The organism is Bacteroidales bacterium (assembly GCA_012517825.1).
In the GTDB taxonomy this organism is placed as follows: domain Bacteria; phylum Bacteroidota; class Bacteroidia; order Bacteroidales; family JAAYUG01; genus JAAYUG01.
In genome coordinates this window covers 1-6,415 of record JAAYUG010000187.1, presented here as the reverse complement: position 1 = coordinate 6,415, position 6,415 = coordinate 1, and the positions used below count along the sequence as shown (strand labels likewise).

The following is a 6,415-nucleotide window of genomic DNA, read 5'->3' as shown; positions in this document are numbered from 1 at the left end:
CAGGGGCAGGTTATTGGAAATTACCTAAAATTCGTAATCGCCTTGCTCAAATTTCCTGAACCGGTCGGCAAGATAGGCAATCATCCGGCTGATGGATTGGATGCTTTCAGTGGTTTCGTCCGAGACGGTTTTTTTCCCGAGCCGGAGCATGAGCAAACCGTAAAGGCCATTAAGACATAGTTCCAGATCGCTCATTTTGTACCCGGGTACTTTGGCCCCCAGAGCCTGAATAGCCGGCCCTGCCTGTTTGTAAAGCTCCCGGTAGGCAGTTTCTTTGGGGGAAGACAGGAGTCTGAGATGAAAATCATTCAGCTCAGCCAGTGTGTTGGTAAGAAACCTCAGATGCCCCTGGTTTTCAATTCCTTCTTCTTTCATCATGTCAATCAGCTGTTTATACCAGTCGCGTATCTGCTTTTTCACTTCGGCAGGCTGGTCGTACTGGCTGATCAATTCTTTATTGATTTTCTCGATGGAAAAATCATAGGCTCTGATAATATCTTCGATCTGCCACATGTAAAGCAGATATTCGGCAATATTGGTGCGGCGTTTTTCTTTGGCAATCAGCATTTCAAAAATGGTATTCGTTTAAAGGATTATTATGTGCCCCGCAGACGGTCTATTTCGCGCCGTTCTTTTTTGGTAGGCCTGCCGGCTCCCTTTTCACGAAGAGCAAAGCCGGTGAGTTTAACCATATCAAGTTTGGCGAGTTCTTCTTCCGAAGTAAGATTTTCAAGGTATAAAGGGACATCCCTTGCAGGCAACCTTCTGTCGGTAAGCTGTTTGATACGATAAGTATAGATAACGGGAGGCTTTTTAACAACAACCAGGTCGTTGACCCGCACAAGGCGGGAAGGTTTTGCTTCGGTACCTTCTGCCAGAACTCTTCCCTTCAGGCATTCTGCGGCTGCCTGGCTGCGGGTTTTATATATCCGCATGGCCCAAAGCCATTTGTCAATTCGCACCTCGTTCAACATAGGAAACACAAAGGTAAAAAGAATGAGGATAAAATGCTTGCGAGGGAGATGAAAGATTTCCTGTGGTCAATCAGGGAAAGGGCAGACAGGATAAAACTTTTGCTACTGGTCAGTTTTCCTGGTTAGCCCGGGCGCATGATTCTTGTTATAAAGATTCATGGTACGCTCTATACCTATTGTGGCGTAACTTTTTACAGCGTCTGAAGCAAGTCGGATGCGTTCCGGCAGAATGGCCCGTTCTTCCTCTGTCCAGGTTCCCAGAACATAATCGACCTGCCGGCCGTAGGGATATTCATTGCCTATGCCGAAACGAAGGCGGGCATAGTTCTGATGGCCGAGGATCTGGGTGATATGGATAAGGCCGTTGTGCCCCCCGTCTCCTCCGCGGGGACGAATACGAATTGTCCCGAAAGGTAATGCCAGATCGTCAACCATAATCAGCAAATGATCAGGCTCAATTTTTTCATGGGCAAGCCAGTAATTGACAGCTCTTCCGCTGAGGTTGACGTAAGTGGTCGGCTTCAGAATTACCAGGGTGCGCGACTTGAAGGCAGCCCGGGCTACAAAACCAAAACGCTTGTCTTCAAAGGAGGCATTCAGCGAAGAAGCCAGTTCATCGGCAATTTTCCAGCCAACATTATGGCGTGTTTCACTGTATTCATCACCCGGATTTCCCAGTCCGACAATCAGATACTTCACGGAATTCCTGTTGAAGAGTGGTATAGGTTATATTCTGCGGGATTCACTAACGGAAGAAATCCATGCTTCAGTATTGTGTTCAGCAAGAACATACCGAAGCATGGATGAAATTCAGTAAGCAAATTATTTGTTTTGCTGCGGGGCTTCCTTGGCAGGCTGTTCAGCGGCCGGGGCGGCACCTTCAGCTGCAGCGCCTTCAGCAGGTGCTGCTTCAGGGGTTTCTTCAACCACGGCACGGGTTACCTGAACTGTCACAACCTGCAGACGCTTGTTGTCAAGCAGTTCAAGGTTTTCAAATGAAAGATCACCTACGCGGATAGATTTTCCTATCTCCAGGGCGGAAATGTCGATGGTAAGATGATCGGGGAGATCTTTGATCAGTCCCTTTACCTTCAGGTAACGCACGCTCTGCTTCAGTTTACCACCGGCACGTACACCAGCGGAACTGCCGGTGAGCTTGATCGGGATCCGCATAACTACCGGCTTGTCGTCAAATACTTCCTTGAAGTCGATGTGAAGAATGCGGTCGGTAACCGGATGGAACTGAATGTCCTGCAGGATGGCTTTTGCTTTCCGGCTGTCAATGGAAAGGTCAACAATATACACATTCGGTGTGTACACCAGATGGCGCAGATTGTTTTCAGGCACGTAAAAATGCACTGGTTCACTTCCGCCATAGAGTACGCCGGGTACCATGCCCTGCTTGCGCAGTTTTTCCGTTTCTTTTTTTCCGAGGTTTTTTCTCGCCTCTGCTTTGATTTCGATTGTTTTCATACTGTTTATGGATGAACAATTATTATGTTGTGCTACTCAGAATCAGGGCATTGCCTCTGATTCCCCATTACACGATTGTTATCCTTTTTTAGGAGGCGCAAATATAGTATTAAAAAATAAAACTGGAACTGATGGACTCAAAATTATGTACCTTGTTGATAACATCCGCAAAAAGGCCGGCGATGGAAAGCACTTTAATTTTTGGGCTGGTCTGGCGCAGGGGGATGGTATCGGTAACTGCCACTTCCACGAGAGGACTTTTTTCAATTCGTTCGTAGGCTGGTCCTGAAAGGACAGGATGGGTAGCCACCATGCGCACACTTTCCGCTCCGTCGTTCATCAGCATTTCTGCAGCGAGGCAGGCTGTCCCTGCTGTGTCGATCATGTCGTCAACAATCACAATATTTTTGCCCTTGATGTCGCCGATGGCCTTAATTTCTTCAACAACATTGGCTTTTTTTCTGAGTTTGTAACAGATTACCATATCCGCCTTCAGGAAGCGGGCATAGGCATTAGCCCGTTTGGTTCCGCCCATGTCGGGTGCGGCTATGGCCAGGTTAGGAAGATTCAGGCTCTGGATATAGGGTACAAATATGGACGAAGCATAAAGATGATCTACCGGAACGTCGAAGAAACCCTGGATCGGGTCGGCATGAAGATCCATGGTCATGATCCGGTCCACACCGGCAGCCGACAGCAGATTGGCGACAAGTTTGGCGCCGATGGATGAACGGGGACGGTCTTTCCGGTCCTGGCGGGCATACCCGAAATACGGAATTACAGCAACCACCTGATAGGCCGATGCCCGCTTGGCGGCATCAATCATCAGCAGAAGCTCCATCAGATTGTCGGTCGGCGGGTGGGTCGACTGTATGATGAATACAGTACAGCCACGTACTGATTCCAGATAGGCCGGCTGAAACTCTCCGTCGCTGAACCGGAGTATGTTCGTCTGTCCTAATTGTGTTCCGAAATGCCGGGCAATTTCTTCAGCCAGATGGCGCGAAGCTTCGCCTGAAAAAAATTTGATCGGAAACCTGGGCTTCATGTAACCTCTGTTTTATCGGTCGTTAAATTAATTGTTAAATCGTACGGCATGCAAAGGTAAGAATCCTGATTAATTATGAAGAATTTCTTTTGGTCATCAACGACAGTTCTTCTATATACCTGAGCAAATCCTCTTTTCCGGCTTTATTTTTTACCGAGGTGATAAAAACCGGAGGAAGTTCTTCCCATTGTTCGAGCAGTTTTCTTTGGTATTCCTCCACATGGTTTTTCTGCTGGGTTTGGGATAGCTTGTCGGCTTTTGTAAACACAACGGAAAAGGGAATGCCCTCGGAAGCCATCCATTCCATAAACCTTCTGTCGGATTCCATCTGGGGTAGGCGGATATCGATCAGCAGAAAAACATTGGTCAGTCCCGGCCTGTTTTTCAGGTAGTCTTTTGTTATTCCCGCAATGCGGAGCCTGTCCTTTTTCGGAATACGGGAATAACCGTACCCGGGAAGGTCAACAAAATAGATGGTCCGGTTGATGAGGAAGAAGTTGATCTGCAGAGTTTTCCCCGGTGTGGATGAAGTCCGGGCAAGGTTCTTCCTGTTGCAAAGCATATTGATCAGGGAAGACTTCCCGACATTGGAACGTCCGATGAAGGCAAATTCGGGGAAAACGGCAGGAGGGCATTTTCCCCTCTCAGTAAAAGATCCCGTAAATTCTGCCTCCGTAATTTTCATACCGCAAATACCTGCTTGCTGGCTCTTACGTAAGGTTATGGAACAAAAACCTCCAGAAGGGTTCCCTGACCCTCGGGTACAAGAGTAACCTGCTTGATTTCGGCTGGTATAAGGATAGTTTCACCCCGCACCAGTGTGACAGGTTTCTCTTCACCGTAATGGATGGTAAAGGAACCGGAAGTACAAATATAAATGACGAATGAATCAAGAGCAAAATAATCCCGGGTAACAGTTTGATCAGCGTCGAGACGCTGGGTAGTAAAATACGGGCACTGGACAAGCTTGACCGGCCGGTTGAGCCGGGGACTGTAAACGGTTTTGAACGGGCCGGTATCTCCAAAGTTGATAACATCCAGAGCAAGGTCAGTGTGCAGGGGTCTGGGCAGGCCTTCCTTATCTACCCGGCCCCAGTCGTATACCCGGTACGTAATATCGGAGGTCTGCTGAATCTCGGTCAGCAAAATACCTTTGCCTATTCCATGAATTCTTCCGGCCGGAATGAAAAACACATCGCCCGGATGCACCTCCTCCCGGTTCAGAATTTCGGAAAGGGTTCCGTTTTCCAGATGATGCAGATACTCGTCGCGTGACACTTTTCGCCTGAAACCGGAATAAAGGGCCGAACCCTCATCTGCTTCAAGCACATACCACATCTCCGTTTTTCCAAAGGCCTTATGCCGTATCCGTGCCGTCTCATCATCGGGATGAACCTGAATGGACAGATCCTGATTGGCATCAATAAATTTAATCAGCAAAGGGAATTCGATTCCGAAACGCTCGTAGATTTTATCACCAACAAGGTCGCCCATATAGACCTCAACCAGTTCCTGAAGGGAGTTTCCTTTGAGAAATCCTTCTGCAACAACAGAAATATTTCCTTTTACTCCTGATATTTCCCAGCTTTCGGCTGTGGGATAACCCGGTATTTTTTTGCCCAGTGATGTCTGTAAACGGCTTCCTCCCCAAATGTATGGTTTGAATATAGGTTTGAACTTCAGCGGATATAAACCTGGCATCTGTCGTTTTTTTTATGGCGCGAAAATACCAAAAATAACCCGAGCAGAAAAACCTGCAGAAAAACCTTTGAATGCATCTTTCATACAAACGAAAATTTATATTTTTAGGTTGGTTTAAAAAGGAATGTATGCTCGAAACGTATCCGGTTGATCAGATTCTTTTTCTTGACATTGAGACGGTTCCGGCTGTGCCCTCTTTTCAAGATCTTGATGAAGATTTTCAGCGTCTCTGGGAGCGGAAATCATCCCATTTCAGGAAGGAAAACGAAACCGCGGAGGATGTTTATTCGCGGGCTGGGATTTATGCTGAATTTGGAAAGATTATCTGTATTTCGGTGGCGCATCTGTCGGTAAAAGATGGTAAAAGGACGGCCCGTATCAAGTCGTTTTACGGGGATGATGAAGCTGAATTGCTCAGAAAATTTCAGCAGCTGCTCAACCGTTTTTCCCAGAACAGGCAGATTTACCTGTGTGCCCATAATGGCAAGGAGTTTGATTTTCCGTATATTGCCAGAAGGATGCTGGTGAACGGAATTACCCTGCCTGCCGTTCTCGATGTTTCAGGGAAGAAACCCTGGGAGGTAAACTTTCTTGATACGATGGAAATGTGGCGTTTTGGCGATTTCAAGAGCTTTACATCGCTGGATTTGCTTACCCATCTTTTTGGCATACCTACACCCAAGGATGATATTGACGGCAGTCAGGTAAGTCAGGTTTACTGGCAAATGCATGATCTGCAGAGAATTGTGATATATTGCGAAAAGGATGTCCTTGCTGTTGTTCAGCTTTTTCTTCGCTACAAAGGAGAGCCTTTGCTGAAGGAGGAAGAAATAGAACGGGTATCCAACAACTCCTCAGAATGTTAAGCCCGGATTGCGCATCAGGAGTGTAGCGAACTGATGCGCAGTGTGTTTGCTTTGCGCGAAGGCATCCGGGCAAATCCCGCTGAAACGGAGTGGAAGCGGCCGGTTAAGCCCGGATTGCGCAGCAGGAGTGAGGCGAACTGATGCGCAGTGTGTTTGCTTTGCGCGAAGGCATCCGGGCAAATCCCGCTGGAACGGAGTGAAGGCGGCCGGTTAAGCCCGGATTGCGCATCAGGAGTGAAGCGAACTGATGCGCAGTGCGCATGCATTGTGGGATGGCATCCGGGCAAACCCCGCTGGAACGGAGTGGAAGCGGCCGGTTAAGCCCGGATTGCGCATTAGGAGAGAAGCGAACT

8 protein-coding genes are annotated in these 6,415 nt (G+C 47.9%); 1 reads left to right on the top strand and 7 read right to left on the bottom strand.

The window, feature by feature from the left end:
* Positions 1-24: 24 nt before the first annotated feature.
* The 7 genes from GX419_13020 to GX419_12990 all read right to left on the bottom strand — a co-directional run bounded on the left by GX419_13020 (position 25) and on the right by GX419_12990 (position 5,196).
* Positions 25-567 (bottom strand): DUF4924 family protein, encoded by a 543-nt coding sequence (locus GX419_13020; GenBank protein NLI25618.1) that lies wholly within the window; start codon positions 565-567, stop codon positions 25-27.
* A gap of 29 nt (positions 568-596) precedes the next feature.
* The gene (locus tag GX419_13015; GenBank protein NLI25617.1) at positions 597-974 is read right to left on the bottom strand and encodes an RNA-binding S4 domain-containing protein; all 378 of its coding nucleotides are present in this window, start codon (positions 972-974) and stop codon (positions 597-599) included.
* A gap of 102 nt (positions 975-1,076) precedes the next feature.
* Positions 1,077-1,673: an aminoacyl-tRNA hydrolase gene (locus tag GX419_13010; protein NLI25616.1), complete on the bottom strand. Its 597-nt coding sequence runs from the start codon at positions 1,671-1,673 to the stop codon at positions 1,077-1,079.
* Positions 1,674-1,796: 123 nt separating this feature from the next.
* A complete protein-coding gene (locus GX419_13005; protein NLI25615.1) occupies positions 1,797-2,447 on the bottom strand; it encodes a 50S ribosomal protein L25/general stress protein Ctc in 651 nt (216 codons plus the stop codon).
* A gap of 109 nt (positions 2,448-2,556) precedes the next feature.
* Positions 2,557-3,495, bottom strand: a complete 939-nt coding sequence (locus tag GX419_13000) for a ribose-phosphate pyrophosphokinase (protein ID NLI25614.1) — start codon at positions 3,493-3,495, stop codon at positions 2,557-2,559.
* A 73-nt stretch (positions 3,496-3,568) separates the two neighbouring features.
* Positions 3,569-4,180, bottom strand: a complete 612-nt coding sequence (locus GX419_12995; GenBank protein ID NLI25613.1) for a YihA family ribosome biogenesis GTP-binding protein — start codon at positions 4,178-4,180, stop codon at positions 3,569-3,571.
* A gap of 35 nt (positions 4,181-4,215) precedes the next feature.
* The gene (locus tag GX419_12990) at positions 4,216-5,196 is read right to left on the bottom strand and encodes a mannose-6-phosphate isomerase (protein NLI25612.1); all 981 of its coding nucleotides are present in this window, start codon (positions 5,194-5,196) and stop codon (positions 4,216-4,218) included.
* A 128-nt stretch (positions 5,197-5,324) separates the two neighbouring features.
* Between GX419_12990 and GX419_12985 the strand changes: the two genes are divergently transcribed.
* Positions 5,325-6,062 carry a 3'-5' exonuclease gene (locus GX419_12985; GenBank protein NLI25611.1) on the top strand — a complete coding sequence of 246 codons (738 nt, stop codon included), beginning with the start codon at positions 5,325-5,327 and terminating at the stop codon, positions 6,060-6,062.
* Positions 6,063-6,415 lie beyond the last annotated feature (353 nt).

Excerpts from the sequence above, each read along its gene's own strand:
- GX419_13020 (NLI25618.1), bottom strand. The coding sequence starts at position 567 with ATGCTGATTGCCAAAGAAAAACGCCGCACCAATATTGCCGAATATCTG.
- GX419_13015 (NLI25617.1), bottom strand. The coding sequence starts at position 974 with ATGTTGAACGAGGTGCGAATTGACAAATGGCTTTGGGCCATGCGGATA.
- GX419_13005 (NLI25615.1), bottom strand. The coding sequence starts at position 2,447 with ATGAAAACAATCGAAATCAAAGCAGAGGCGAGAAAAAACCTCGGAAAA.
- GX419_13000 (NLI25614.1), bottom strand. The coding sequence starts at position 3,495 with ATGAAGCCCAGGTTTCCGATCAAATTTTTTTCAGGCGAAGCTTCGCGC.
- GX419_12995 (NLI25613.1), bottom strand. The coding sequence starts at position 4,180 with ATGAAAATTACGGAGGCAGAATTTACGGGATCTTTTACTGAGAGGGGA.
- GX419_12990 (NLI25612.1), bottom strand. The coding sequence starts at position 5,196 with ATGCCAGGTTTATATCCGCTGAAGTTCAAACCTATATTCAAACCATAC.
- GX419_12985 (NLI25611.1), top strand. The coding sequence starts at position 5,325 with ATGCTCGAAACGTATCCGGTTGATCAGATTCTTTTTCTTGACATTGAG.